General features: G+C 63.7%; 27 protein-coding genes and 1 pseudogene. 16 read left to right on the top strand and 12 right to left on the bottom strand.

The genetic code is table 11. The features are described 5' to 3' along the window. Positions 1-44: 44 nt before the first annotated feature. Both EJ077_RS20275 and EJ077_RS20270 read right to left on the bottom strand, forming a co-directional pair. Positions 45-680, bottom strand: a complete 636-nt coding sequence (locus EJ077_RS20275) for an HD family hydrolase (protein WP_208695795.1) — start codon at positions 678-680, stop codon at positions 45-47. Continuing rightward, positions 680-1,540, bottom strand: a complete 861-nt coding sequence (locus tag EJ077_RS20270) for a YgfZ/GcvT domain-containing protein (RefSeq protein WP_208695794.1) — start codon at positions 1,538-1,540, stop codon at positions 680-682. Before EJ077_RS20270 ends, EJ077_RS20275 begins: the two co-directional genes overlap by 1 nt. Before the next feature lie 75 nt (positions 1,541-1,615). On the opposite strand from EJ077_RS20270, the gene EJ077_RS20265 reads away from it, so the two are divergent. After that, complete coding sequence (locus EJ077_RS20265; RefSeq protein ID WP_208703063.1) at positions 1,616-2,959, top strand: dihydroorotase; 1,344 nt, start codon at positions 1,616-1,618, stop codon at positions 2,957-2,959. Positions 2,960-3,199: 240 nt separating this feature from the next. Beyond that, positions 3,200-3,577, top strand: coding sequence for a hypothetical protein (locus EJ077_RS20260; protein WP_208695793.1), 378 nt, complete (start codon positions 3,200-3,202; stop codon positions 3,575-3,577). 33 nt (positions 3,578-3,610) lie between these two features. Here EJ077_RS20260 and EJ077_RS20255 read toward each other — a convergent pair whose 3' ends face one another. The 4 genes from EJ077_RS20255 to EJ077_RS20240 form a co-directional block, all read right to left on the bottom strand. Beyond that, on the bottom strand, positions 3,611-4,399 hold the full coding sequence (locus tag EJ077_RS20255; RefSeq protein ID WP_208695792.1) for a hypothetical protein: 789 nt from the start codon (positions 4,397-4,399) through the stop codon (positions 3,611-3,613). A gap of 69 nt (positions 4,400-4,468) precedes the next feature. Then, on the bottom strand, positions 4,469-4,726 hold the full coding sequence (locus tag EJ077_RS20250; RefSeq protein WP_015318556.1) for a hypothetical protein: 258 nt from the start codon (positions 4,724-4,726) through the stop codon (positions 4,469-4,471). A 351-nt stretch (positions 4,727-5,077) separates the two neighbouring features. Beyond that, entirely contained in the window at positions 5,078-5,455 is a 378-nt protein-coding gene (locus EJ077_RS20245) for a TIGR02301 family protein (protein ID WP_208695791.1), read from the bottom strand. Between the two features lie 102 nt (positions 5,456-5,557). Further along, positions 5,558-5,980 carry an NUDIX hydrolase gene (locus tag EJ077_RS20240; protein WP_208695790.1) on the bottom strand — a complete coding sequence of 141 codons (423 nt, stop codon included), beginning with the start codon at positions 5,978-5,980 and terminating at the stop codon, positions 5,558-5,560. A 119-nt stretch (positions 5,981-6,099) separates the two neighbouring features. Between EJ077_RS20240 and EJ077_RS20235 the strand changes: the two genes are divergently transcribed. Next, positions 6,100-6,861 carry an SOS response-associated peptidase gene (locus EJ077_RS20235; protein WP_208695789.1) on the top strand — a complete coding sequence of 254 codons (762 nt, stop codon included), beginning with the start codon at positions 6,100-6,102 and terminating at the stop codon, positions 6,859-6,861. A gap of 79 nt (positions 6,862-6,940) precedes the next feature. On the opposite strand, the gene EJ077_RS20230 is transcribed toward EJ077_RS20235, so the two are convergent. Both EJ077_RS20230 and EJ077_RS20225 read right to left on the bottom strand, forming a co-directional pair. After that, positions 6,941-7,096 (bottom strand): hypothetical protein, encoded by a 156-nt coding sequence (locus tag EJ077_RS20230; protein WP_015318552.1) that lies wholly within the window; start codon positions 7,094-7,096, stop codon positions 6,941-6,943. Between the two features lie 111 nt (positions 7,097-7,207). Further along, a complete protein-coding gene (locus EJ077_RS20225) occupies positions 7,208-7,348 on the bottom strand; it encodes a hypothetical protein (RefSeq protein ID WP_208703193.1) in 141 nt (46 codons plus the stop codon). 166 nt (positions 7,349-7,514) lie between these two features. Here EJ077_RS20225 and cysS point away from each other — a divergent pair, with 166 nt between their 5' ends. The 9 genes and pseudogenes from cysS (at position 7,515) to EJ077_RS20180 (ending at position 14,824) form a co-directional block, all read left to right on the top strand. Continuing rightward, positions 7,515-8,966: a cysteine--tRNA ligase gene (gene cysS / locus EJ077_RS20220; protein ID WP_208695788.1), complete on the top strand. Its 1,452-nt coding sequence runs from the start codon at positions 7,515-7,517 to the stop codon at positions 8,964-8,966. After that, positions 8,966-9,139 (top strand): annotated as a pseudogene (locus EJ077_RS20215) (DUF559 domain-containing protein); the annotation flags it as partial. The gene cysS and the pseudogene EJ077_RS20215, both read left to right, overlap by 1 nt. Next, on the top strand, positions 9,136-9,522 hold the full coding sequence (locus EJ077_RS20210; protein ID WP_208695786.1) for a VOC family protein: 387 nt from the start codon (positions 9,136-9,138) through the stop codon (positions 9,520-9,522). The pseudogene EJ077_RS20215 and the gene EJ077_RS20210, both read left to right, overlap by 4 nt. 24 nt (positions 9,523-9,546) lie before the next feature. After that, positions 9,547-10,038 carry a GFA family protein gene (locus EJ077_RS20205; protein ID WP_208695785.1) on the top strand — a complete coding sequence of 164 codons (492 nt, stop codon included), beginning with the start codon at positions 9,547-9,549 and terminating at the stop codon, positions 10,036-10,038. Continuing rightward, entirely contained in the window at positions 10,035-10,511 is a 477-nt protein-coding gene (locus tag EJ077_RS20200; protein ID WP_140759309.1) for a GFA family protein, read from the top strand. Before EJ077_RS20205 ends, EJ077_RS20200 begins: the two co-directional genes overlap by 4 nt. Beyond that, positions 10,508-11,458 (top strand): prolyl aminopeptidase, encoded by a 951-nt coding sequence (gene pip / locus EJ077_RS20195; RefSeq protein ID WP_208695784.1) that lies wholly within the window; start codon positions 10,508-10,510, stop codon positions 11,456-11,458. Before EJ077_RS20200 ends, pip begins: the two co-directional genes overlap by 4 nt. A 37-nt stretch (positions 11,459-11,495) precedes the next feature. Continuing rightward, positions 11,496-13,118, top strand: a complete 1,623-nt coding sequence (gene cimA / locus EJ077_RS20190; RefSeq protein ID WP_208695783.1) for a citramalate synthase — start codon at positions 11,496-11,498, stop codon at positions 13,116-13,118. Positions 13,119-13,201: 83 nt separating this feature from the next. Further along, entirely contained in the window at positions 13,202-14,128 is a 927-nt protein-coding gene (gene rarD, locus EJ077_RS20185) for an EamA family transporter RarD (RefSeq protein WP_208695782.1), read from the top strand. Between the two features lie 9 nt (positions 14,129-14,137). Further along, a complete protein-coding gene (locus EJ077_RS20180) occupies positions 14,138-14,824 on the top strand; it encodes a glutathione S-transferase family protein (protein WP_208695781.1) in 687 nt (228 codons plus the stop codon). Between the two features lie 13 nt (positions 14,825-14,837). On the opposite strand, the gene EJ077_RS20175 is transcribed toward EJ077_RS20180, so the two are convergent. The 3 genes from EJ077_RS20175 to EJ077_RS20165 form a co-directional block, all read right to left on the bottom strand. Then, on the bottom strand, positions 14,838-15,836 hold the full coding sequence (locus EJ077_RS20175) for a transporter (RefSeq protein WP_208695780.1): 999 nt from the start codon (positions 15,834-15,836) through the stop codon (positions 14,838-14,840). A gap of 107 nt (positions 15,837-15,943) precedes the next feature. Then, positions 15,944-16,726, bottom strand: a complete 783-nt coding sequence (locus EJ077_RS20170) for a glucose 1-dehydrogenase (RefSeq protein WP_208695779.1) — start codon at positions 16,724-16,726, stop codon at positions 15,944-15,946. A 159-nt stretch (positions 16,727-16,885) separates the two neighbouring features. After that, positions 16,886-17,176 (bottom strand): muconolactone Delta-isomerase family protein, encoded by a 291-nt coding sequence (locus tag EJ077_RS20165; RefSeq protein WP_208695778.1) that lies wholly within the window; start codon positions 17,174-17,176, stop codon positions 16,886-16,888. 118 nt (positions 17,177-17,294) lie between these two features. Between EJ077_RS20165 and EJ077_RS20160 the strand changes: the two genes are divergently transcribed. Beyond that, positions 17,295-18,203 carry a LysR substrate-binding domain-containing protein gene (locus EJ077_RS20160; RefSeq protein WP_208695777.1) on the top strand — a complete coding sequence of 303 codons (909 nt, stop codon included), beginning with the start codon at positions 17,295-17,297 and terminating at the stop codon, positions 18,201-18,203. Positions 18,204-18,289: 86 nt separating this feature from the next. Here the strand turns inward: EJ077_RS20160 and EJ077_RS20155 are convergent, their stop codons facing one another. Next, the gene (locus tag EJ077_RS20155; protein ID WP_127281002.1) at positions 18,290-18,901 is read right to left on the bottom strand and encodes a TIGR00730 family Rossman fold protein; all 612 of its coding nucleotides are present in this window, start codon (positions 18,899-18,901) and stop codon (positions 18,290-18,292) included. Between the two features lie 125 nt (positions 18,902-19,026). On the opposite strand from EJ077_RS20155, the gene EJ077_RS20150 reads away from it, so the two are divergent. The 3 genes from EJ077_RS20150 to EJ077_RS20140 all read left to right on the top strand — a co-directional run bounded on the left by EJ077_RS20150 (position 19,027) and on the right by EJ077_RS20140 (position 22,887). Further along, positions 19,027-20,553 carry a LysM peptidoglycan-binding domain-containing protein gene (locus EJ077_RS20150; RefSeq protein WP_208695776.1) on the top strand — a complete coding sequence of 509 codons (1,527 nt, stop codon included), beginning with the start codon at positions 19,027-19,029 and terminating at the stop codon, positions 20,551-20,553. 72 nt (positions 20,554-20,625) lie between these two features. Beyond that, positions 20,626-20,979, top strand: coding sequence for an ArsR/SmtB family transcription factor (locus tag EJ077_RS20145; protein WP_245458473.1), 354 nt, complete (start codon positions 20,626-20,628; stop codon positions 20,977-20,979). 90 nt (positions 20,980-21,069) lie between these two features. After that, positions 21,070-22,887 carry an ABCB family ABC transporter ATP-binding protein/permease gene (locus EJ077_RS20140; protein ID WP_281040212.1) on the top strand — a complete coding sequence of 606 codons (1,818 nt, stop codon included), beginning with the start codon at positions 21,070-21,072 and terminating at the stop codon, positions 22,885-22,887. Positions 22,888-23,098 lie beyond the last annotated feature (211 nt).

Here is a 23,098-nt window from a genome sequence, read left to right as displayed (position 1 = left end):
ATCGAACACCACACTGTTGCCGCTTCCGGTTAATTTAGCGTTGTCTACCCTAGCGCGGATGTCGCAACGTGACGTCTTGACGTCTCGATCGCTGAAAACCGCTTCAGGAACGCATTTTGCGCCGAGGTCACCGAGCGTGGCGCGAAGTCGAAGCGCTCCGCGGAGAAACCGCGCGGGCGGCCGAAGAATTCGGTCGCCTCGGCGCTCGAAAAGCCGGCGAGCAGCGTTGCCTCGAAATAGGCGGCGATCTGGTCGGCGCGCTTGATCTCCTTGCGCAGCACCGCGGCCGGTTCGGGAGGCAGCGAGAAACGCAGATGGATGGCGCGTTGCAGGCGCAATTCGCAATCCTTGTAGCTGCCGCCCATCACCGACTTGAATGGCGAGATCATGTCGCCGATGACATATTCGGGCGCGTCGTGCAGCAGCGCCGCCAACTGGTCGTCGGCCGAAGCCTGGGGCACCAGCTCGTTGAACAGCGCCTCGACCAGCAGTGAATGCTGGGCGACCGAAAAGGCGTGCTCGCCGCTGGTCTGGCCGTTCCAGCGGGCAACGCGGGCAAGCCCGTGCGCAATGTCCGAGATCTCGATGTCGAGCGGCGAGGGGTCGAGCAGGTCGAGCCTGCGGCCTGACAGCATACGCTGCCAGGCGCGTGGTGGCGCGCCGGCGCGATCCGCCGCCATCAGGTTTCCTCCGCGCCGGCGGCTTCCTGCGGGAAACTGAATTTGGCCCAGGCAGGAATGGTGAGCATCACTGGCGCATCGCCCGCCAGGATCGGTTGGCCGACGTCCAACGCCGCCTTGACCCTGTCGATGCGGGCAATGGCGAGCCCTGATGTGCCGGCGCTCGAGCCGAGCGTGCCGACCGACCGCCCCTCGACAGTCAGTTCGGTGCCGACGGGGGGTAGGGGAAGCCCGGCCTCGACAATCAGCACGCGCCGCCGGGCCGTGCCCCGATGCTGCATGCGCGAGACCACCTCCTGGCCGACGTAGCAGCCCTTCTTGAAGCCGACGCCGCCCATCTCGTCGAGCAGCACGTCATGCGGGAACGCATCGCCGAGTGCATAGTCGGGTCCGCTCTCGGCAATGCCGTGGGCGATGCGAAAGGCCTGCCACGCGGCGATGTCGCCGGTATCCGCGGTGCCGGCATAAAAGCGCGTGACGCCTTCGTCGCCAAAGCGCCTGTCGGCAACCGCGGTTGAATCACTTTCTGAGGCGATTGACTCGTTTCCCCACGCGACGGTGACAAGCCTTTGTTCCGACTTGGCAATCTCGACCTTGGCGCGAAGCTTGTAGAGCATCAGCCGGCGAATGAAATCGTCCGAAACGTCGGCACGGCATTCGATGCGGAAGGCGTTTTCGCCGGCACGCGAGATCAGGAAGTCGAACAGGATCTTGCCTTGCGGCGTCAACAGCGCGCCGGGCTTGGCCTCACCATTGCCAAGCGCATCGAGATCGGTGGTCAGGATGTTTTGCAGAAAGTGTTCGGCATCCGGGCCGGAGACGATGATGAGCGCGCGGTCTTTCAGCAGGGCAAAGGGCATGGGGCGGATAAAAGCCTGATCTTGCAAAACGGTTGGCCATTACGTAAGCCGCTGACACTCCCCCCGCAAGAGAGCATCACCATGACCTACGACCTCATCCTGACAGGCGGCACAGTGGTCAATCATGACGGCGAGGGGCTGCGCGACGTCGGCGTGGAGGGCGGGCGCATCGCCGCGATCGGCGATCTGCGCCGGGCCTCGGCTGGCGAGACGATCGACTGCCGGGGCCTGCATATCCTGCCGGGCGTCGTCGACAGTCAGGTGCATTTCCGCGAGCCGGGCCTGGAACACAAGGAAGACCTGGAAACGGGTTCGAGGGCGGCGGTGCTGGGCGGTGTCACCGCCGTGTTCGAAATGCCCAACACCAACCCGCTGACCACCAGCGAGGCAACGCTTGCCGACAAGGTCCGGCGCGGCAGCGGCCGCATGCATTGCGATTTTGCTTTCTGGGTTGGCGGTACCCGCGACAACGCCAGGGACGTCGGCGACCTCGAACGTTTGCCGGGAGCCGCTGGAATAAAGGTCTTCATGGGCTCGTCTACCGGCGACCTGCTGGTCGAGGACGATGAAGGCGTCGCCTCGATCCTGCGAAACACCCGCCGCCGCGCCGCTTTTCATTCGGAGGACGAGTTCCGGCTGCGCGAGCGCCTGGGCGAGCGCATCGAGGGCGACCCGTCATCGCATCCGGTCTGGCGTGACGAGATTGCCGCCTTGCGCTGCACCGAAAGGCTGGTCCGCATCGCGCGCGACGTCCGCGCCCGCATCCACGTTCTGCACATCTCGACCGCCGAGGAAATACTGTTCCTCGAACAGCACAAGGATGTCGCGACCTGCGAGGCGACACCGCACCATCTGACGCTGAGCGCCGACGACTATGCGCGCCTCGGCACGCTGATCCAGATGAACCCGCCTGTGCGCGACAAGCGCCATCGCGACGGCGTCTGGCACGGCATTGCGCAGGGCATTGTCGACGTGCTCGGCTCCGACCACGCGCCGCACACATTGGCCGAGAAGGCAAAATCCTATCCGACTTCGCCCTCGGGCATGACCGGCGTGCAGACGCTGGTGCCGATCATGCTCGACCACATCAATGCCGGCCGGCTGACCCTGCAGCGCTTTGTCGATCTCTCCAGTCATGGCCCGCAGCGCATCTTCGGCATGGCCCGGAAAGGCCGCATCGCTGCCGGCTATGACGCCGACTTCACCATTGTCGACATGAAGCGGCGCGAGACCATCACCAACGCCCAGGCCGGCTCGAAAGCCGGTTGGACACCCTATGACGGCAAGCAAGTGACCGGCTGGCCGGTCGGCACCGTCATCCGCGGTCAGCGCGTCATGTGGGAAGGCGAAATCGCCACGCCGGGCGAGGGCAGGGCGGTGGAATTCTCCGAGGCGCTGCCGGCATTGGCGGCGCAATAACCAACCGCGCTTTCCGCGTCCGCGTGGATCGACAGTAGTCCTGACCGGATGGGGGCAAAAGCCCCACTCCATCATTGCGCCGTCGTTGTACGGCCCTCCAATGTGGCTCATCGTTTCGTGAAATCGAGTGCTGCCTTTGCTCGGACGCAATTCGGACGGAAAGTCGTTTCACGGTTTTGTTTGAATTGCTTTGGAAGTAAATGACCGAGACAGGTCCTAGTTCTCGTATTGGGGGGAATCATGCTCAGATATACATTCGCTACCCTAATCATTATGGGTATGACGACAATTTCGGCAAACGCACTGGATACGCTAACCCAAGGTGTGTCTGAGTTGAGTGGATCGCAATTCAGCTACTCCGTCGTCGATCTGGGTTCGAACGAAAGGCGCATAGAAGTCATTCATGACAGAAAAAAGTATGATGGACCGTTAGCGGCGATGTCATTCCGGGATCGCCATTTGCAAGTTTTTAGAATGGTGGCAGGATTGATCAAGGGTAACTGCCAGAATGGCGTTAGTGCTCTGGGGCGCATAACAATAAGCAAGGACCCGGAGCAGGATGAGGATCCGGCCGCCGAGCACCCTCAGTACTTCACCTGGGAATACACTTGTAAATAAACAGGGAGCCGGGGCTCGCGTCCGTCGGGCCACTCAATCGCCGGCGACGAAGAAGGTCCATTGTCCGGCGGGTGTGATGCCGACGCGATAGAAGATGTAGGCGCCGAACTGTTTCATGTCGTCGAAATCGCCGGCGGTGACGATCTTGAACAGTTCGACCCGCTGCTTGGCGTCGAGTTTGTCGAGCGGCAGGGCGAAAAAATACGGCCAGACATAGAGTTCCTGTGGCGTGCCTGCATCGACATGGACGTAGCCGGCGGAGAGCACCTCCTCCAGAATGGCCAGGATCTCCTGGCCGTCAGGGTCGCCCGACAGCCCCTTGAGGAAGGCGATGGCGTCGCCATCGATATCGGCCAGCGACAGTTGGGTCATGCTGTCGCCCTTGCCGATCAAGGGCCTGAGCTTCTCGATGTCGCCGCTCTTGCAGGCTTCGATGATCAGGTCATGCATGCGCCGCACCGGCTCGGGCAGCTTGCGGAGGTCGTAGACGACTTCCGGCAGGGGCGCCTCGGGATCGACACGCGGCCGGTTGCTGCCGCCATCCGATGGAGTATCGGGCTCCGCGGCGTCGGGAGCGGCCGGTTGGCTGCTCGAAGGCGATGTTCCCACCGGATCAGGCATGGGAACTGTGCTTCCGGGCGCTGAACTATCGCCATCCGTCGACGGTGTGACCGGCGAGGGGAGTTCTTCGTTTTTTATCTCGCTCAGCGCATAGGCAGGGCTGCTGGCCAGGCACGTCACCAAGGCAATCGCGCCACAGCAAGCAGCGAGGCGGATGTAGAGGACAAAGCCCTTCGGCCTGCCTGACATCGGAAAATTCACTGCCCGTATCTCCCTGCTCCGGGCATGGTGCCCGATCGGCATCCAATCGTCAAAGAACCTGATATCGGTTCAATGCCGCAGCCGCTCGGGTTCGAAGGCGCCAGCAATCACTTTTTCACGCATACGGTCCAGCAGGGCAAGGGCCGAGGTCTCGCCATTGGCGCGCAGCATTTCGCCGAATGCAGTTTCGAGTGCAGCCTCGGCAATGATCTCGGGCTCGATGCCGGCCGAAAGCCCCTCCGCCCAGGCTTCGCTGTGGCTCTCAACCGCCGTCAGGCGCTTCTCTTCCCTGACCAGCGCGTCGATGTCGTTGGCAGCATGTTCCATAAGCGATGTCCACCCTTTCAAGCGGCAACCCATCAATGTGGATCAGGCTTGATCTGTTCCATTCATAGGCAGCTCCAAGTAAGTATCTGTAAATACGACATTTTTTTGATCGTCTTTTACAGGGGCCAACTGTGTTTGGCGAAGCTGCGTTTCAGCCCGGATCAAACTTAGCCGATTAGGCCGGCCTGCGGGGTGAAAACCTTCAGTTTGAGTTAATTCCGCATTCGCGTGGTAACGTTTGATTAACGCTGTTGCAGAAGTGCAACAACAGGATTGCACCAAGACATAGCCAGGCACAAGCCGGATATGGCGATCATCGGTCGCGACGGCCTGATATCTGTTGATGGATGCTCAGTTGCCATAACGCGAGGCGATGTCGCGCGACAGCGTCTCACCTTCCTTCATATAACGGCTGATGGCTTCAGTGGCCGAAGCGGTGCACTGGGTGTAGGTGCCGCCGAAGGAACGATAGCCGCGGTTGAAGCTGGCAATGAAGCGGGCGCGGCGTTCCGGGTCAGGATTTTCCGAATCGAGCAGTTTTTCCATCTCGCCCCGCCACTGGTCGCCTTTCTCCCCGCACAGATTGCGCAGGAAATGCAGCGATCCCAGAACCTCCGCCAGCCGCATCAGCCCCGGCTCGAACGGCGACTCGGCACTAAAGGCAGGCAGCGCCGGGACGGCCGCGCTGACGGCAAGGCAAATGGCGAGGAGTGTTGACGGACGGTTCATAAATCTTCTCTGCCCGACGGCTTAAGCCGTCGTGGCTGGCGATACAATATAAGCCTTGTGACGAAACAATTTGTCGCCTGCAAGGCGATTTTCAGTGCCGCGTCAGCTGGCTTGAACGTGACCGAGGAGTTCCTCTGCGACCGCGAATACCGAGCCGACAAGTGGCAACAGGGTCATCTCTTTGAGTGTATAGAAGGCGGCTGTCTCGGCGTCGTCGCTGGCCACGGCCTCGCCACCGGCATAGGCGGCGCCGAAGACCGTGAGGAGATAATCGACTGAGTGGCTGTCGTCCTTGCCGTCGATGTGGATTTCCCGAAGCGGCCGCAAGCCGGTGGCGCGCAAGCCGGTCTCTTCCATCAGTTCACGCCGTGCCGCATCCTCCAGCGTCTCGTCGCCTTCGACCTTGCCGCCGGGAAAGGCGTAGAGCCCTTGCGAAGGCGGCCTTGCCCGTTTCACGAGGAGTACGCTGTCCCCCCGCACGACGGCGACCGAGACGGCGGGAAGTGTCTTGCGTGCTTCGTCCATAATCAGGCTCATTCGCGGCCCGGTCTGTTGTGGACCGCCTGGTAAGAGGAAGCATTATCGGTTGCGCAGCACCGGTTCCATAGCCACTTTCATAGCCGAACCATTCGAAAGGCTCCACCATGTGCGGACGTTTTGCCTTGACCGCCACGCCGGACCGGACCGCCGCCTTCCTGGGCCTTGCCGAGCTCGAGGATTTCCCGGCCCGCTACAACATCGCGCCGACACAGCCGGTCCTGATGGTGATCGCTGGCGCGCCGCGGGCTGCAGGCTCCAACCTGCCGGACCGGCAGCCGATGCTGGTGCGCTGGGGGCTCCTTCCTGCCTGGGTCAAGGACACCAGGGAGTTTCCGCTGCTGTTCAACGCGCGCTCGGAAGGTGCAATCGAGAAGGCGTCGTTCAAGGCCGCCATGCGCCATCGCCGCGCGCTGGTGCCAGCATCCGGCTTTTACGAGTGGCGGCAGACCGGAGGCAGGAAAGGGCAACCCTATTGGATCCGGCCGCGGCATGGCGGATTGGTCGCCTTTGCCGGCCTGATCGAAACCTATGCCGAGCCGGGCGGCTCGGAGATGGACACCGGCGCCATCCTGACCGTCAACGCCAACGCCGACATCGCCCATATCCATGACCGCATGCCGGTGGTGATCGATGTCTCCGACTTTGCCCGCTGGCTGGATTGCCGCACGCTCGAACCGCGCGATGTCGCCCATCTGCTGCGGCCGGCGCAGCCCGATTTCTTCGAGGCGATCCCTGTCCCCGGCCTCGTCAACAAGGTCGCCAACACCGGACCGGAGATTCAGGAGAGGGGTGAGGTCGGGCCGGAGCCCGAGAAAGTCAGGCGCCAGAAACCCGGCGCGGACGACAGTCAGATGACGCTGTTCTAGCGAAGCCAGTCGGGTCTTTATGTCCAGGGCGCTTGTTCGCGCCCTCGGTGCCGGCGATTGCGTCGGCCGGGGCGCCGCTTCAGGCGGCGCGGGGCGATACGATCTTCTGCGCCGGCTTCTTCTTCTTGGCGGTGTGAAGAAGGGCGGCGACGATGGCTGCCGGGCCGATCGCACGATAGTGGTTGGCCAGTGCCGGTTGCTTGGCGCGATTGGCTTCCTGCTTGCTTCGAGGCATGTTTCTCTTCCCAGATAACGTTTTCGTGTATGCGACTTGGTCGCCGAATCCGACCAAATCGTGACGCTTGGCGATCTAGCCGGCGAATGTTTCATGACTGTGCCGACATGTTTAATAAAATGTTTCATTGGCTGATTCCGTGTGATCGGGCGATGCGTTTGCCAGCCCTGGCGATGTTTTTCCCGGGATCAGCGACTTGACGGCAACACTGGTCAGGGCGATAAAGCCGCCCATGAAAACGTCTTTCGCCATTTGTGGCATTTGCATTATTGGCTAGCCTCGCGCTGGTCCGGACGTTTTCGCCTCATCTCCCCCAGATTGGACAAACGCCCCGGCCAGCAGGCTGGAGCCTGATTTGCGCCTCGGCGCGGGGCTGGCTCCATCCAGACAAGAAGTTCTGAAACCGGGAAGGCATGGAATGTCTGACGCATCGCAGGGCCTGCGCCTCTACAACACGCTTACGCGCACGAAAGAGGACTTCGTGCCGATCGATCCGCGAAATGTGCGCATGTATGTCTGCGGCCCGACCGTCTACGACTTCGCCCATATCGGCAACGCCAGGCCGGTGATCGTCTTCGACGTGCTGTTCCGTCTGCTGCGCCATCTCCATGGCGAGGCCCACGTCACCTATGTGCGCAACATCACCGACGTCGACGACAAGATCAACGCACGCGCGCTGCGCGATTTCGGCGGCGAGATATCAGCCGGCACACTGTCGCTCAACGAAGCGATCCGGCGGGTTACCGAAAAAACCGCCGACCAGTTCCACAGGGACGTCGCCACGCTTGGCTGCCTGGAGCCGACGGTCGAGCCGCGCGCCACCGAATTCGTCGAGCCCCGCGCCGACGGCAAGGCGGACATGATCACCTTGATTCAAAGCCTGATCGGACGCGGCCATGCCTATGTCGCGGCAGGCGAAGTTCTGTTCGATACGGCGTCGATGCCGGACTATGGGCAATTGTCGAAACGCAATCTCGACGAGCAGCAGGCCGGCGCCCGCATCGCCGTCGACGCCCACAAGAAAAACCCTGGCGATTTCGTGCTGTGGAAACTGTCTTCGGCCGAAGAGCCGGGCTGGCAAAGTCCGTGGGGCAGGGGCCGGCCCGGCTGGCATATCGAGTGCTCGGCCATGTCGGCTGCCTATCTCGGCGAGGTCTTCGACATCCATGGCGGCGGCCTCGATCTGATCTTCCCGCACCATGAGAACGAGATCGCCCAGTCGCGCTGCGCCCACGGCACCTCGGTCATGGCCAATGTGTGGATGCACAACGGCTTCCTGCAGGTCGAGGGCCAGAAGATGTCGAAGAGCCTCGGCAATTTCTACTCGATCCACGAATTGCTGGAGACCGACACTTTTGGTGGCCGCAAATGGCCGGGCGACGTGCTGCGGCTGGCGATGCTGATGACGCATTACCGCGAACCGATCGACTTTTCCGTGCGCAAGCTGGAGGAGGCGGAAAACACGCTGCGCAAATGGAAACGCGCGGCGGATCTGGCGCCGGCCGCGGGAAGCCGGTTGGCGGTGGAGGTGGTGGAGGCGCTGTCGGATGACCTCGCGACCTACGCGGCCTTCCAGCAACTGACCCAGCTTGCAGGCGAGGCGACCGACTTTGCCGGCAGCGGCGACAACGCCGCCGCGGCAGCATTGAAAACCGCGCTCGCCTTCCTCGGCTTCGATGTTGGCGCGACCAAGGTGGACGAAACCGTGGTCGCCAAAGCGATTGCCGAGCGCCTGACGCTTATCGCGGCAAAAAACTGGGCCGAGGCCGACCGCATCCGTGATGAACTGCTGACCAAGGGAGTGCAACTGAAGGACGGTAAGGACCCGGTCACCGGCGAGCGCATGACGACGTGGGAGATCAAGCGGTGAGGGTGGATGTGGCGCGAACCGCGAAGCTCGAAGCGCTTGGCTGGACCATCCTGCGCTTCTGGAACGATGACGTGATCCGCGATATCGACAATGTCTGCCAGCACATCGTGATCGTGGCCGGTCTGGTCGGCGCCGAAGTGCCGGAGTTAGCCACGGAGGAGTTCGCCTCATGATCGATCATCTGGGCATTACCGTTTCCGATTTCGATGCGTCCAAGGCCTTCTACGACAAGGCGATGGCGCCGCTCGGTGCTTCGCTGCTTTACATGGTGCCGCAGGAATACACCGGTGGCGCCAAGGTGGGCGGTTATGGCCGCGACAGGCCGGTGTTCTGGCTGAGCGCGGCCAGCGAAAAGCCCCGCGATCACCAGCACGTCGCCTTCACGGCGCGCAGCCGCGCCGAGGTCGACGCCTTCCATGCCGCCGCCCTTGCGGCCGGCGGCAAGGATAATGGCGGGCCGGGCCTGCGTCCGCACTATCACCCCAACTACTACGGCGCCTTCGTCCTCGATCCCGACGGCAACAATGTCGAGGCGGTCTGCCATGATCCTGAGTGAGCCCATGGATCGGAGTGAAAGCCGATGAGCCTCGACAACCGGCCGGTCTACACGGGCGGCTGCCAGTGCGGCGCGGTGCGCTTCCGCGTCGAAGGCGCGCTTGGCGACGCCTCGGTCTGCCACTGCCGCATGTGCCAGAAGGCGAGCGGCAATTTCTACCTGCCGCTGGTCTCGGTGCGCGGCGCCAAGGTGGACTGGACGCGCGGCGAGCCCAAGCGGTTCCGGTCCTCCAATGCGGCCTGGCGTGGCTTCTGCGCCGAATGCGGGACGCCGCTGACCTTCGAAGCGCCCGACGGCATGGCGCTGGCGATCGCCGCCTTCGACGATCCGGCTGGTATCGCGCCGACCATCCAATGGGGTACGGAGGCGAAACTGCCCTATGTGGATTCCATTCCGCGATTGCCAGGCGAGGACACGATGGCGGATATGGGCTCGGCCCCCTATCTCGCCGAACTCGTCTCCTATCAGCATCCCGACCACGACACCGACCAATGGCCGCCGGAGGAAAGACGATGACCGAGACAGTCCGAACCGGCGGCTGCCAATGCGGCGCCGTGCGCTTCCGCATCAAGGGCGCGCTGGGCCGCCCATCCATCTGCCATTGCCGAATGTGCCAGAAACAGTTCGGTTCCTTCTTCGGCGCGCTGGTGACGGTGCCCAAGGATGGTGTCGAATGGACCCATGAGGAGCCAAGCTATTTCCAGTCGTCGGTCAACATCGATCGCGGCTTCTGCGCCCGGTGCGGCACGCCGCTGACCTACCGCCAGCCCGGCGGGCTCGAGATCGCCATCGGCGCCTTCGACGACCGCTCGGATCTGGCGCCGCGGATCCAGGTCAACTATGCGGCCCGGCTGCCCTGGGTAGAGACGATCTTCGACCAACCCGTCCACCAGGATCCCGACTATTACGCGCGGCAGGAGCAGATCATCTCCTTCCAACATCCCGATCACGAAACGGCCAATTGGCCGCAACAGGGCCTGAAACTATGAGCTTGCGCACCCTCTATCCGGAAATCGAACCGTTCGACTCGGGCATGCTCGACGTCGGTGATGGCCATCAGGTCTATTGGGAGCGGTCGGGCACCAGGGGCGCCAAGCCGGCGGTGTTCCTGCATGGCGGGCCGGGCGGCACCATCTCGCCAAAACACCGGCGGCTGTTCGACCCCAAGCTTTACGATGTCATCCTGTTCGACCAGCGCGGCTGCGGCAAGTCGACGCCGAATGCCTCGCTGGAAGCCAACACGACCTGGCATCTCGTTGCCGACATCGAACGCCTGCGCGAAATGGCCGGCTTCGATAAATGGCTCGTGTTCGGCGGCTCCTGGGGCTCGACACTGGCGCTCGCCTACGCCGAGACACACCCTCATCGCGTCAGCGAACTGGTGGTGCGCGGCGTCTACACGCTGACCCGCGCGGAGCTTGAATGGTATTATCAGTTCGGCGTCTCAGAGATGTTCCCCGACAAATGGGAACGTTTCCTGGCACCGATTCCCGAGGCCGAGCGCGGCGACATGATGGGCGCCTACCGCAAGCGGCTGGTCGGCTCCGACCGCAAGGCGCGGATCGAGGCCGCCCGCGCCTGGAGCCTGTGGGAAGGCGAGACGATCACCCTGCTACCGGAGCCTGAAACCAGCGGTCCGTTTGGCGAGGACGACTACGCCGTCGCCTTCGCCCGCATCGAGAACCACTATTTCGTCCACGCCGGCTGGCTGGAGGAGGGGCAGTTGCTGCGCGATGCCGGGAAGCTCAAGGACATTCCCGGCACCATCGTCCACGGCCGCTACGACATGCCGTGCCCGGCGCGCTACGCCTGGGCGCTGCACAAGGCGTGGCCGAAGGCGGACTTTCATCTGATCGAAGGCGCCGGCCACGCCTATTCCGAGCCTGGCATCCTCGATCAACTGATCCGGGCGACGGACAAGTTTGCGGGAAAATAACGGTGCCTGACTGCGCTGTGCGACGACCTTTCGAGCTATGGCCATGACAAAACAACGCCTCTATCTCTTCGACACCACACTGCGCGATGGCCAGCAGACGCCGGGCATCGACTTCTCGGTCGAGGACAAGATCGCGATTGCCAAACTGCTCGACGAGTTCGGCTTCGACTATGTCGAAGGTGGTTATCCCGGCGCCAACCCGACCGATACCGCCTTCTTTCAGCAAAAGCGCACGGCACGCGCCAAATTCGTCGCTTTCGGCATGACCAAGCGGGCTGGGGTCTCTGCCTCCAACGATCCGGGACTGGCGGCACTCGTCCAGTCGAAATCGGACGCCATTTGCTTCGTCGCCAAGAGCTGGGATTACCATGTTCGCGTGGCGCTCGGTTGCACCAACGAGGAGAACCTCGAGTCCATAAAGGCGTCCGTCGAGGCATCAGTCGCTTCGGACAAGGAAGCAATGGTCGATTGCGAGCATTTCTTCGACGGCTTCAAGGCCAACCCGGACTATGCGCTTGCCTGCGCAAAGACAGCCTATGATGCCGGCGCGCGCTGGGTGGTGCTTTGCGACACGAATGGCGGCACGCAGCCCTCCGAAGTCAGGGCAATCGTTGAAAAGGTCATCGCCGCGGGCATCCCGGGCGAGCATCTCGGCATCCACGCCCATGACGACACCGGCCAGGCGGTGGCCAATTCCCTTGCCGCCGTCGATGCCGGCGTGCGTCAGATCCAGGGCACGCTGAACGGCATCGGCGAACGTTGCGGCAACGCCAATCTGATCTCGATCGTGCCGACGCTGGCGCTGAAGCCGGCTTTCGCCGGCCGCTTCGAGACTGGAATTTCAGCCGAATCGTTGACCGGCATCTCTAGGCTGTCCCGCGCCTTCGACGAATTGTTGAACCGCGCCCCGGAAGCGCAGGCCCCCTATGTCGGCTCGTCCGCCTTTGCCACCAAGGCCGGCATCCATGCTTCCGCGCTTGCCAAGGAGCCGGCGACTTATGAGCACGTGCCGCCGGAATCGGTAGGTAACCGTCGCCGCGTCATGGTCTCCGACCAGGGCGGCAAGGCCAATTTCCTCGCCGAGTTGAAGCGACGCGGCATCGACGTGCCGAAGGACGACCACCGGCTCGACGCCCTGATCTCGGTGGTCAAAGAGCGTGAGGCCTCGGGCTATGCCTATGAAGGCGCCGACGCTTCCTTCGAGCTCCTGGCCCGCAAGATGCTGCACGGTCTGCCCGAATTCTTCCACGTCACCTCCTTCCGCTGCATGATCGAGCGCCGCTTCGATGCCAATGGCCAGTTGAAGACGGTGTCGGAAGCGGTGGTCAAGGTGCTGGTCGAAGGGGAGGAGAAGATGTCGGTGGCCGAGGGCCATGGCCCGGTCAACGCGCTCGACATCGCGTTGCGCAAGGATCTCGGCAAATACCAGAACGAGATTGCCGATCTCGAACTCGCCGACTTCAAGGTGCGTATCCTCAATGGCGGCACCGAGGCCATCACCCGCGTGCTCATCGAATCGCATGACGGCACCGGCGCCCGCTGGTGGACGGTCGGCGTCTCCGAGAACATCATCGACGCTTCCTTCCAGGCGTTGATGGATTCGATCATCTACAAGCTGATGAAGAACCGCGAGATGGCGGGGCTTGTGGCGGCGGAGTAAGTTTGAACCATCAGCGAAAGTCCATTGATCCATCAGAACTTTGCGATGGTTTTGCCAAGATTACTGGGCCATAGCGTTGGGCCATGGCCACAGAAGCAATTACCCAGGATGCGGATTCAAAAGCCCGCCGCGGCTTCTTGCTGGCGCTGGGTGCTTATCTCTTGTGGGGGTTGCTGCCCTTCTACATGAAGGCGGTGGCGCATCTGCCGCTTGCCGAGGTGATTGCGCATCGCATCGTCTGGTCGGTGCCGATCGCCGCGGCGGTCCTGGTCTGGGCCGGCCGCACGGCCGACTTCAAGGCGGCGATCCGCTCGCCGCGCACCATCGCCATGGCGGCGCTGACGGCGGCGTTGATTTCGGTGAACTGGGGCATCTATGTCTGGGCGATCGCCGTCGACCGCACCGTCGAGACAGCCCTCGGCTATTACATCAACCCGCTGGTCAACGTCGTGGTCGGCGCGCTGCTGCTTGGCGAGCGGCTGGACCGGCTGCAGATCGCGGCGGTGGCGCTTGCCGCGGTTGCCGTCGCCGTGCTGACGATCGACGGCGGCAAGCTGCCCTGGGTGTCGCTGGCGTTGGCGTTTTCCTTCGCCGCCTACGGCTTCTTCCGCAAGACGCTGCCGATCGGCCCCAGCCAGGGTTTCCTGCTCGAAGTGCTTTTGCTGTCGGTGCCGGCGCTGGGCTACATCGTCTTCCTGATCGCTACCGGACAGGACCATTTCGTCTCCGGCAACGGCACCGACACCGCGCTGCTCATCGGCTGCGGGCCGGTGACGGCCGTGCCGCTGCTGCTGTTTGCCTTCGGCGCCAAGCTGCTGCGCCTCTCGACCATCGGCATCATGCAGTACATAGCGCCGACCATGGTGTTCCTGATTGCCGTGCTGATCTTCGACGAGCCGTTCGGCACCACGCAGGCGATCGCCTTTGCCCTGATCTGGGCGGCTCTCGCGATCTATTCCTGGTCGATGCTGACGACGGCGCGCCGGGCCGCACCTCAACCCGCAAGATAGGGATACCGCGTGTACCTGCTGCATATCGCCAACAAGAACTATTCCTCGTGGTCGCTGCGGCCGTGGATCCTGATGCGGGAGCTGGACATTCCGTTCGAGGAACGGCTGACGCCATTCCCGACCGGATCGAGCTGGACGCTATACCGGCCATTCTCGCCGAGCGGCCGGGTGCCGTGCCTGATCGACGATGGCTGGGCGGTCTGGGATTCGCTCGCCATCGCCGAATATCTGGCCGAGCGCCATCACGGCGTCTGGCCGGTCGAGGCCAAGGCACGCGCCTGGGCCCGCTCGGCCGCCGCCGAAATGCATTCGAGTTTCACCGCGCTGCGCAATCTGTGCCCGATGAGCTGCGGTCTGCGGGTCGAGCCGTTTCCGATGCCGGATGCGCTGAAGCACGATCTCTTCCGGCTCGGCGATATCTGGAACGATGGGCTTGCCCGCTTCGGCGGACCTTTCCTCGCCGGCGCCAGCTTCACCGCCGTCGACGCCTTTTTTGCCCCTGTAGCGTTCCGGGCGCAGTCTTATGGGCTCACCTTCGAGGGTGCGGCCGCCGCCTATCCCCAGCAACTGCTTGCCTTGCCCGCGATGCAGGAATGGTATGCCGCCGGTCTGGCCGAGACCTCGCGCGAACCCGAGCACGAAGCGGAAATCCGCGCCGCCGGCACCGTCATCGAGGATCTCAGGGCTTCGGCGTGAGGGTGCCGGGCGGCTACATCTGTCCGAGCCGCCTGACGAAAAGATAGGTCGCTCCCGCGATCAGCAGCGATACGGCCGTGACCACCCAGAAGCCCAATGGGGTGTTGACCAGCGGCAAGCCGCCGACATTCATGCCGAACAGGCCCGAGATGATGGTCATCGGCAACAGCACCGCCGTCATCACCGACAGCACATAGAGCAGCCGGTTCGACTGCGTCGTCAGCTTGGCCATCAGCTCGTCCTGCAGCAGGCGCGTGCGCGCCTGCAACTGCTCGCCGTCATAGTGCAGCGTCTGGGCGCGGTGCGAAAGCCGCGCCGCCATGTCGTTGATCGAATCCGGCAGGTCGTTGCGGTGCGAATGGTCGAGATGGCGAAACAGATTGGTCAGCGTCGCCATCTGCCGATGGATGACCACCAGGTGCCGGCGCGCATCGACCAGGGCCTGCCGCTCATTGTGCCATGCGTCGCAGACGATACGGTCCTCGATGCCGTCCAGACTGTCGCTGAGTGACGCCAGTTCCGCCGCCATTCCGTCGAACGACTGGCCGACGACAGCTTCGATCAGCTCGGCCGGCGAGCGGAACTTGCGCGATCCGCTCTCGATCGTCTTGCGGATGTTGTCGACCGATTGCAGCGGCTGCTTGCGGGCGCCGACCAGCATCGTGTTGTTGAGGGCGAAGCGGAAATGACCAAGCCCGCCGGCTTCCGCCGAATAGTCATGGCGCAGGTCCGGCAGATCGCCATAGAGCCAGTCATCCTCGAGGTCGATATGGCAGCCGTGGCTGGCGCCCAGGAAGGCTTCGCGTACTGGCGCCGGCAAGGCCTTATCGGCGCCGATCTCGTGACGGGCGCGCATGTCCGAAAGCTGGTAGCTGCGCCATGTCCAGTGCGCGGCGGCGGCATTCCTGGTGCGCGCGCCCTCGGCGGTGAAGTGGTAGATGAAGAACAGCCCGTGCTCATCGGGCAGGTAAGGCGACAGGTCGGTGCCTTCGGCGGGGAGGGCGATGTTCATGGCGGCTTCGCCGGTCTCTGATGCGGTCGGGGTCGCGGGGCGGCCAAGTCCGATTTCTAGCATGGCATCCCCGATTTAGTGTGACTGTTTCGTGACGGCGTGCCTTCCTACAGGACGCTGGTGATCCCGCCATCCACCAGCAGCGTCTGTCCGCTCACGAAACTGGCGGCGTCGGAAGCCAGGAACACGGCGGCCCCTGCGAGTTCCCCCACCTCGCCCCAGCGCCGCATCGGCGTGCGGCCGGTCAGCCAGCCGGAGAATTTCTCGTCGGCGACCAGTGCGGCGTTGAGCTCGGTCCTGAAATAGCCCGGCGCGATGGCATTGACGCGCACGCCGTGCTGGCCCCATTCGCCGGCCATCGACTTGGTCAGCATGGTGATGGCGCCCTTGCTCGCCGCGTAAGGCGCTATCGAAGGGCGCGCGAGCACGCTCTGCACCGAGGAGACGTTGATGATCGCTCCCCTTTGGCGAGCGATCATGCCCCTTACGACGGCCCGGCTCACCTTGAACACGCCGTCCAGGTTGGTGGCCATCAGCGCGTCCCAGTCGGCATCGCTAAAGGTTTCCAGCGGCGCCCGTCGCTGGATGCCCGCATTGTTGACCAAGATGTCGATTGGTCCGGTGTCGGTTTCCGCGGCCGCGATCGCCTTGTCGACCGACTGTGTGTCGGTCACGTCAATGACCGCTTCCGCGATCGAATGGCCCGCGGCGCGCAGCCTGTCTGCGGCCGCCTTCAGATCGTCGGCCTTGCGGCCGCCGATCGTGACGCGCGCGCCGGCGCTCGCAAGCGCTTCCGCGAAGGCCAGGCCCAGGCCGCGGCTGGCGCCGGTGATGAAGGCATGCTTGCCTTCGAGGCCGAACAGGCGGCCCAGATAGTTAGTCGAATGCAATGTCCACCTTCATCGGTCGCGATCTGTCGCCCGCCAGCGCGAAGGCCCGTCTGGCCTCGGCAAGCGGCGGCACCAGCGTGCCGCGTGGCTTGATGACATGCAAGGCGCTTTGTCGCCTTGGCGCCTGGCTGGCGGCCTCGGTTGTCGCGGCCGTCAGCCTCAGCGCTTCGGCCCAAACCCGGGATAGGGGTTGAGCGGCACGATCGCGGCAATATCCATCATGCCGGCCTTGACCAGCGGCAGAGTGGCGAGATGGCCGCGCACATCGGCGTCGCTGCTGGCTTCGAACATCATGCCGCTGCCGGGAATGTCGCCGCGATTCCAGATCTGGCGCACGGAGCCTTCCGCATAGAGGGTGCGGCGCTGTTCGGCCTCGCCAGGCAAAAGGGGTGCGAAATCGGCGTCGGCGAACTTTTCCGTGTTGCGGGTGAGAAGGGCAAGGAACTGCATTTCGATCTCCTGTTGTTGGTGGTTGATGGCAGGAGATATCGCGCCGCATGGTCAGACTGTCCAAGACTGATTAGGCTAAAGTTGAGACCTGAAGGGACTTGATGTCGAGGAGCAAAAAATGTTCGACCTGCGCCAGATCCGATATTTCGTCACCGTCGCCGAAACCGGCAATGTCGGTCGAGCGGCCGAACTGCTGCATATCTCGCAATCGCCGCTCAGCCGGCAGATCATGCAGCTGGAGCAACAGCTTGGCTTCGCGCTGTTCGAGCGGGCAAAGCAGCGCGTTCATCTCAATGCCGAGGGCCGCGCCTTCCTGACCGAGGCCCGTGCCTTGTTGTCGAATGCGTGCCGGTTGGAGGAGCTTGGCCGCAATCTGGCCAGTGGTTCCGCCGGGCGCCTTGCCATCGGCTATGTCGAGGGTGCGGTTCATGCCGGGCTTGTCGCCGGCATGCTGCGCCAGTTCCGCCGCGACCGGCCGGATTTCCACCTTCAGCTGAGAAGCCTGCGCTCGGCGGCGCAGATGGAGGGGCTTCGGCAGCGCTCGCTCGATCTTGGTCTGGTGTATGCTCCCGCGGCCGCCGGTGATCCCGATATCGACAGCACGCCGCTGCGCCACGAGCCGCTGGTGCTGGCCATTCCCGAAGACGATCCGCTGGCCGATGTGGCTGATATCCAGCCGCATCATCTCGATGGCCGCGTCTGGATCACAGTGGTGCGCCAGCCCGACGATACCAACCGTGGCCAGTTCCTCGCCGCTTGCGCCGAGGCTGGCTTCGTGCCCGATATCGCTTATGAAACGGCCGACCCGCTGACCTCGCTCGGCCTTGTCAGCGCCGGCCTTGGTCTCGCTACCGTGCAGGCAAGCCTGCGCATTGCCGCGCCGCCCTCGATCCTGTTCCGCGACATGCCATGGTTCGGGCGCATGGTTTCCATCCATCTCGCCTGGCGGCGGCAGGACCGGCGTGCGGTGATCGCAGATCTGCGGGAGGCTGCTCGGAGGGAGGGGAGTAGGGGAGTAGGGGAGTAGGGGAGTAGGGGAGTAGGGGAGTAGGGGAGTAGGGGAGTAGGGGAAAAGTGTGCCTCGGAAGACTGCAAACCTGCTGTCCTTTAGCTCTACATCTTGTCGATCACCGACTGAACGCCTTCCGTCGGCGCGTCGACCGAGGACCCGGCCACCATGATAGCGGCGACGATGGCCTCGGGGTCGTTGACGACCAGCGGCTTCACACGCTGTGCGGTATGAATGAAGCCTTCCCCAGCCATGTGATCAAGCAACGCCGTCATCGGGTCCCAGAATCCGTTGACATTGCCGAAGACGATCGGCTTGCGGTGATGGCCGAGTTGCGCCCAGGTCATGATCTCGACGATTTCCTCGACTGTCCCGATGCCGCCGGGCAGCGCCACAAAGGCGTCGGATTTCTCGAACATCTTATGTTTGCGCTCGTGCATGTTGTCGGTGATCAACAATTCGTCGAGCCGGTCAAGCGCCGTTTCGGTGGCTTCCCTGTTGATGAGGAAGCGCGGAATGATGCCAGTTACCTTGCCGCCGGCCTTGAGTGCGCCTTCGGCGACAGCGCCCATGATGCCTTTGGTGCCGCCGCCATAGACCAGCCGCAGCCCTGCCTTGGCAATCGAGCGTCCAAGCAGATGGCCGGCCTTGACATAGATTTCATCGCGGCCCGGAGACGAGCCGCAATAGACGCAGACGGATCGAATCGTGTTCATACGGATGATTGGTGATTGGGTCTGGAAGCCTGGTCAAGCCCAAAGGCTGACAAGGGCGGGCTTTTTCTTGTCGGCTTTGGCAAAACACGCTAGACCGGCGTTAGGTGGCTAAGGGGTAGGGAAATATGGCAATTAATCCATTGAAGGCGTTCCTGTTCGCGGCGGGTGGGACCGTCGCGGCGGCGGGAACCGCCTATGTATCGGGCGCGCTCGACCCGTATCTTCATCCCACGCCGCCGGCGCAAGTGGCGGCCTTGACGCCGCCCGCGGCGCCGAAACCCGCCGACCCCGGCACGGAAGGGCGGCTGCCGGCTCCGGCGGTGCCGGCCGCTCCGGCCGCGGCACCTCAGGCGACAGCCCCGGCAGCACCCGCAACCGATGCGGCGGCGCCTGCAGCGCCCGCGACGGCGGGTCCGATCGCGCCGACTTTCGACGTCGTGCGCGTCGAGAGCAACGGCTCGATCGTCGTTGCCGGCAAGGCGGCGCCCAACTCCAAGGTCGAAATCCTCAACGGCTCAACGGTGATCGGCTCCACGGTGGCTGGTCCCGATGGCGCCTTTGTCATCGTGCTCGACGATCCGCTGAAGCCCGGCGACTATACGATCGCGCTGCGTTCGACCGTCGGCACGGTCGTGACCGCCTCGGCGCAGACTGCCGTGGTCTCGGTGCCCGCGAATGCGGCTGGCCAGGTGCTGGCCATGGTCGAGGAGCCGGGCAAGCCGGCCGAACTGTTGACCGTTCCGGCACCCGAGACAAAGCCGGCGCCGGCAACCGGCGACCAGGCTGCTGCTCCGGCTGCTGAAGCGCCCGCGTCGGTCGCTCCAGCGCCCGCCGCGCCGGCGCCGACCGCGCCAGCCGTGGTTGAGGCACAACCCGCCCCGGCGGCACCGGCAACGCCGCCCGCCGCACCGGCGGCCGAACCCAAGATCGTCGTCGAGGCGGTCGAGATCGACGGCAACAAGATCTTTGTCGCCGGCCTCGCCGATCCGGGCCGCAAGGTGCGCGCCTATGCCAATGACATTCTGCTCGGCGACGCACAGACGTCGCCGGACGGCCATTTTCTGGTCGAGGCGACGCGCGACATTCCGGTCGGCAGCTATACCATCCATGTCGACGGCCTCGATGCCGACGGCGTGAAGGTGGTGGCTCGCGCCGCCGTACCCTTCGAGCGCGAGCCGGGCGAGGCGGTCGCCGCCGTTGCCCCAGCCGGGACCAAGCCGGCCGAGACCAAGCCGGCAGAGACCAAGCCCGCTGCGCCTGCTGCCGCGGAGGCACCAGCCGCTCCAGCGCCTGCTGTTGCCGCTGCTGCTGCCGCGGAGGCACCAGCCGCAGAGGCCCCGGCTCCGGCCGTTGTCGCGGCAGCCACGCCGCCAAGCGACGTGCCCGAAGTCGTGTCGCCCAAGCTTGAACATGCCGACGGCGCGGTCGTCATTCGGCGCAACGATACGCTGTGGCGGATTTCACGGCGCGTCTATGGTCACGGCGTGCGCTACTCCACCATATACCTCGCCAACCAGGACCAGATCAGGAATCCGAACCGCATCTGGCCGGGGCAGGTGTTCAAAGTCCCGCAAAAGTCGAAGGAAGGCGAAGCCGCCGACCTCAAGGCGATGGGCGAGCAGGCGACCACTGCACCGACGAAGACGCAATAGCGAGAGATCGGCAATTCCGGCGATCTACCCATCGGCCTAGCTTGCCCTGTCATCGCTCATCGTCTATCGCCGATGAACGATGACAGAATACCCCCCGTATCAGACCACGCCGCCTCGGCGGCGCCTGGCTGCACGCCGGACAGCCGCGTTGTCGCGGCGCGGTTCGCAGCGCTTTCGCATCCGGCCCGGATCGAGATACTGAGGCATCTGTCCGCCAGCAATTCCTGCTGCTGCCGTGAGGTCGTCGACCATTTCGATCTGGCGCAGTCGACCATCTCCCAGCATCTGAAAATATTGGTCGAGGCCGGCCTTGTCCGCTTCGAGCCCGATCGTCAGCGATCGCGCTATGCTGTCGATCGCGCGGCCCTTGCCGATGTATCGGCGTCGCTGGGCGCGCTCGTCAATTCCTGCTGCTCCGGCCGCTGATCCTCTCACCCAAAAGGCAAGAAAAGTGGCCGAAAAACCGTCTCCGCCGACACTTCGACACTCACGACATTGCGTAACCTCTGGCCTTATATGTGGCCGGCCGATCGCGCCGACCTAAGGGCGCGGGTGACCTGGGCGACGCTGCTGCTGGTCGTGGCCAAGGTGACGCTGGTCGCCGGTCCCTATTTCTTCAAATGGGCAACCGATGCGCTGGCGGGAGGCTTCAAATCGCCCCCGCCGCTGCCGTCGTTCATGCTCGCCCCGGTGATGCTGGTCATTGCCTATAATGTGCTGAGGCTTGTCCAGCTCGGCTTCAACCAGCTGCGCGACGCTCTGTTTGCCCGGGTCGGCCAGAATGCGGTGCGTCAGCTTGCCTTCCGCACCTTCGTGCACATGCATCAGCTGTCGCTGCGCTTCCACCTGGAACGCCGCACCGGCGGCCTGTCGCGCATCATCGAGCGCGGCACCAAGGGCATCGAGACGATCGTGCGCTTCATCATGCTCAACACCGCGCCGACGATCCTCGAATTCGCGCTGACCGCCAGCATATTCGGTTTCACCTATGGTTGGAAATACGTTGCCGTGGTGGCGATCACCGTCTGCCTCTATGTCTGGTTCACGGTCAAGGCGAGCGACTGGCGCATCTCGATCCGCCGCGACATGAACGACAGCGACACCGACGCCAACACCAAGGCGATCGACTCGCTGCTCAATTTCGAGACGGTCAAGTATTTCACCAATGAGCGCATGGAGGCCGAGCGCTTCGACCGCTCGATGGCGCGTTACGAGATCGCCGCCACCAAGACCTGGACCTCGCTCGGCTGGCTGAACTTCGGCCAGGGCTTCATCTTCGGCGTCGGCACGGTCGTCGTCATGTGCATGTCGGCGCTGGAAGTGCAGGCCGGCACCCAGAGCGTCGGCGATTTCGTTTTCATCAATGCCATGCTGGTGCAGCTTTCCGTGCCGCTCAACTTCATCGGCTTCATCTATCGGGAGATCCGGCAAGGGTTGACCGACATCGAGCACATGTTCGACCTGCTCGACGTGCCGCAGGAGATCGTCGACAAGCCCAACGCCAAGCCGCTGGCCGTGAGGGCCGGCAAGGTCGAGTTCCGCGACGTCCACTTCTCCTACGATCCGAACCGCAAGATCCTGAAGGGCGTCTCCTTCGACGTGCCGGCCGGCAAGACCGTTGCCATTGTCGGGCCGTCGGGGGCGGGCAAGTCGACCATCTCGCGGCTGCTGTTCCGCTTCTACGACGTGCAGGGTGGCCAGGTGCTGATCGATGGCCAGGATGTGCGGGATGTGACGCAGGACAGCCTGCGCGCGGTGCTCGGCATGGTGCCGCAGGACACGGTGCTGTTCAACGACACCATCGCCTACAATATCCGCTATGGCCGTGTCAGCGCCGGCGAGGAGGAGGTGCGCAAGGCCGCCGAACTCGCCCAGATCGGACCGTTCATTGAGAAGCTGCCCGACGGCTACAAGTCGATGGTCGGCGAGCGCGGGCTGAAACTTTCCGGTGGCGAGAAACAACGCGTGGCGATCGCCCGCACCATCCTGAAGGCGCCGCCCATCCTGATGCTCGACGAAGCCACTTCGGCGCTCGACAGCCACACCGAGCAGGAGATCCAGGCCGCGCTCGATCTGGTCAGCAAGGGCCGCACCACCATCGTCATCGCCCACCGCCTGTCGACGGTGATCTCGGCCGACGAAATCATCGTGCTCAAGGATGGCCAGATCGCCGAGCGCGGCACCCATGTCGAGCTGATGCGAAAACACGGCCTATACGCTTCGATGTGGGACCGCCAGCGCGAGGCGGCCGAAGCCGAGGAGCGGCTGCGCATTGCCCGCGAAAGCGACGAACTGGGTGTCGTTGTGCGCAGGCGCACGTCGGAGTTGTCGTAGTCGGTGGAGTGCCAATCTCCCCCCTTGTGGGGGAGATGCCCGGCAGGGCAGAGGGGGGGCTGTCCCGCGGGCATCTCCGGTTTCTTTCGGAGCAAGCGCCGCTATCTGAGCCTTTCCACAAATCAATCGAGAATCCTGCTTGACCTCAACTTAAGTTGAGATTGTAGACCGTCGCTCGAGAGCCGCGAAACAGCATCCTCGAGGACGAGAC

The organism is Mesorhizobium sp. M8A.F.Ca.ET.057.01.1.1 (genome assembly GCF_003952565.1).
GTDB lineage: Bacteria > Pseudomonadota > Alphaproteobacteria > Rhizobiales > Rhizobiaceae > Mesorhizobium.
The sequence above is the reverse complement of the archived record's forward strand: the minus strand, read 5'-3'. Positions and strand labels throughout refer to the sequence as shown.

Bases quoted from the DNA above. Each gene is read 5' to 3' on its own strand.
- EJ077_RS20275 (WP_208695795.1), bottom strand. From the start codon at position 680: ATGGCGGCGGATCGCGCCGGCGCGCCACCACGCGCCTGGCAGCGTATG.
- EJ077_RS20270 (WP_208695794.1), bottom strand. From the start codon at position 1,540: ATGCCCTTTGCCCTGCTGAAAGACCGCGCGCTCATCATCGTCTCCGGC.
- EJ077_RS20260 (WP_208695793.1), top strand. From the start codon at position 3,200: ATGCTCAGATATACATTCGCTACCCTAATCATTATGGGTATGACGACA.
- EJ077_RS20250 (WP_015318556.1), bottom strand. From the start codon at position 4,726: ATGGAACATGCTGCCAACGACATCGACGCGCTGGTCAGGGAAGAGAAG.
- EJ077_RS20245 (WP_208695791.1), bottom strand. From the start codon at position 5,455: ATGAACCGTCCGTCAACACTCCTCGCCATTTGCCTTGCCGTCAGCGCG.
- EJ077_RS20240 (WP_208695790.1), bottom strand. From the start codon at position 5,980: ATGGACGAAGCACGCAAGACACTTCCCGCCGTCTCGGTCGCCGTCGTG.
- EJ077_RS20235 (WP_208695789.1), top strand. From the start codon at position 6,100: ATGTGCGGACGTTTTGCCTTGACCGCCACGCCGGACCGGACCGCCGCC.
- EJ077_RS20230 (WP_015318552.1), bottom strand. From the start codon at position 7,096: ATGCCTCGAAGCAAGCAGGAAGCCAATCGCGCCAAGCAACCGGCACTG.
- EJ077_RS20225 (WP_208703193.1), bottom strand. From the start codon at position 7,348: ATGGCGAAAGACGTTTTCATGGGCGGCTTTATCGCCCTGACCAGTGTT.
- cysS (WP_208695788.1), top strand. From the start codon at position 7,515: ATGTCTGACGCATCGCAGGGCCTGCGCCTCTACAACACGCTTACGCGC.
- EJ077_RS20210 (WP_208695786.1), top strand. From the start codon at position 9,136: ATGATCGATCATCTGGGCATTACCGTTTCCGATTTCGATGCGTCCAAG.
- EJ077_RS20205 (WP_208695785.1), top strand. From the start codon at position 9,547: ATGAGCCTCGACAACCGGCCGGTCTACACGGGCGGCTGCCAGTGCGGC.
- EJ077_RS20200 (WP_140759309.1), top strand. From the start codon at position 10,035: ATGACCGAGACAGTCCGAACCGGCGGCTGCCAATGCGGCGCCGTGCGC.
- pip (WP_208695784.1), top strand. From the start codon at position 10,508: ATGAGCTTGCGCACCCTCTATCCGGAAATCGAACCGTTCGACTCGGGC.
- cimA (WP_208695783.1), top strand. From the start codon at position 11,496: ATGGCCATGACAAAACAACGCCTCTATCTCTTCGACACCACACTGCGC.
- rarD (WP_208695782.1), top strand. From the start codon at position 13,202: ATGGCCACAGAAGCAATTACCCAGGATGCGGATTCAAAAGCCCGCCGC.
- EJ077_RS20175 (WP_208695780.1), bottom strand. From the start codon at position 15,836: ATGAACATCGCCCTCCCCGCCGAAGGCACCGACCTGTCGCCTTACCTG.
- EJ077_RS20165 (WP_208695778.1), bottom strand. From the start codon at position 17,176: ATGCAGTTCCTTGCCCTTCTCACCCGCAACACGGAAAAGTTCGCCGAC.
- EJ077_RS20160 (WP_208695777.1), top strand. From the start codon at position 17,295: ATGTTCGACCTGCGCCAGATCCGATATTTCGTCACCGTCGCCGAAACC.
- EJ077_RS20155 (WP_127281002.1), bottom strand. From the start codon at position 18,901: ATGAACACGATTCGATCCGTCTGCGTCTATTGCGGCTCGTCTCCGGGC.
- EJ077_RS20150 (WP_208695776.1), top strand. From the start codon at position 19,027: ATGGCAATTAATCCATTGAAGGCGTTCCTGTTCGCGGCGGGTGGGACC.
- EJ077_RS20145 (WP_245458473.1), top strand. From the start codon at position 20,626: ATGAACGATGACAGAATACCCCCCGTATCAGACCACGCCGCCTCGGCG.
- EJ077_RS20140 (WP_281040212.1), top strand. From the start codon at position 21,070: ATGTGGCCGGCCGATCGCGCCGACCTAAGGGCGCGGGTGACCTGGGCG.